Source organism: Pseudomonadota bacterium, assembly GCA_022361155.1.
Lineage (GTDB): Bacteria > Myxococcota_A > Polyangia > Polyangiales > JAKSBK01 > JAKSBK01.
The window spans coordinates 1-1,007 of the sequence record JAKSBK010000116.1; the positions used below are offsets into that span (position 1 = coordinate 1).

General features: G+C 67.9%; 2 protein-coding genes. One reads left to right on the plus strand and one right to left on the minus strand.

Features of this window, described 5'->3' with window-relative positions; genetic code table 11:
* The coding region (locus MJD61_04080; GenBank protein MCG8554456.1) for a hypothetical protein at positions 1-374 on the minus strand (374 nt) is incomplete at its 3' end.
* A 169-nt stretch (positions 375-543) separates the two neighbouring features.
* Here MJD61_04080 and MJD61_04085 point away from each other — a divergent pair.
* Positions 544-762 carry a hypothetical protein gene (locus tag MJD61_04085; protein MCG8554457.1) on the plus strand — a complete coding sequence of 73 codons (219 nt, stop codon included), beginning with the start codon at positions 544-546 and terminating at the stop codon, positions 760-762.
* The last annotated feature ends 245 nt before the right edge of the window (positions 763-1,007 follow it).

The window sequence follows — 1,007 nt, forward strand, 5'->3', positions numbered from 1 at the left end:
GCCTCGTCCAGCTTGCCGTCGCAGTCGTCATCCACTCCGTTGCAGCTTTCCAGGACACGCCCCAGCGCTCCGGTACACGAGTCCCAGACGCCTTCCTGGCAGCGCTGGCTGCCTGCCTTGCAAGCGCCCGCGTCCGAGCCGCAAGGACGGCTCAGCGACTCGTCGACCATCCCGTCGCAGTCGTCGTCGACCGCGTTGCAGCGCTCGGTCTCGGGCATGCATGCGTCAGAGGTTGCATCCCGCGCAGCGTCGGCGGCCGCATCCGCGCCGCCCGCAGCGTCCGGCAGCGCAGGCCCATGCAGGTGGCTCCTGCCGCAGCCAGCAAACACCGCGAGCAGGATCGTAAGACAAACGCCAGCCATACCTGAACGCATCGCTTCCTCCTCTGGAGTCTGGTCAGTAAGGCGTCCTCCGCCGCTGCCTTCTGTCTCCGTCTCGGCCCTCCGCCTCCGCCACCGACTCCTGCCTCGGGCTTGCCCCGAAAAAGCGCAGCTTCCGTTCGTAGGCCTCATGGCGGGTTGGCGACGGCGCCGCAGCAGAGGGATGAACGCGCACGTGGCGAGCAGGATGCTCAGCCACGGGGACGAGCCCGCGGGCTTTGTACAGCCGTTGGCCAGCGCCGCGGCCGGCACGGCCAAGCCCACCAGGATGCAGGCCGTGCGCACCAGCATCCTCGACGTCAGAGACCGCGAGCCGTCATCGCTCGGGAGGCCGTGGGCAACGACCCGCGCCCCGGGCTTCATGGAGGACGGCAATCAATAACGCACCAGCTTCCACGTCTTGACCGAACGCAACGGCCCCTGGTGCATCTCACACCGCAAGAACCGCGGGGCGTATCTCCGGCCCTTGTTGCGCAGTAGTAGATGCCCGGGATCCAGGTACTCGTGGTGCACACTGGCATGTCACGGGGGCAGGGAAACGTTACGCGCGGCGGTTCGATTCCACCGCCGCCCAAGCCGCCTGAAGCGACCATGCCTGCGACCAGTACACCGCCCAGGCCGCCTGAA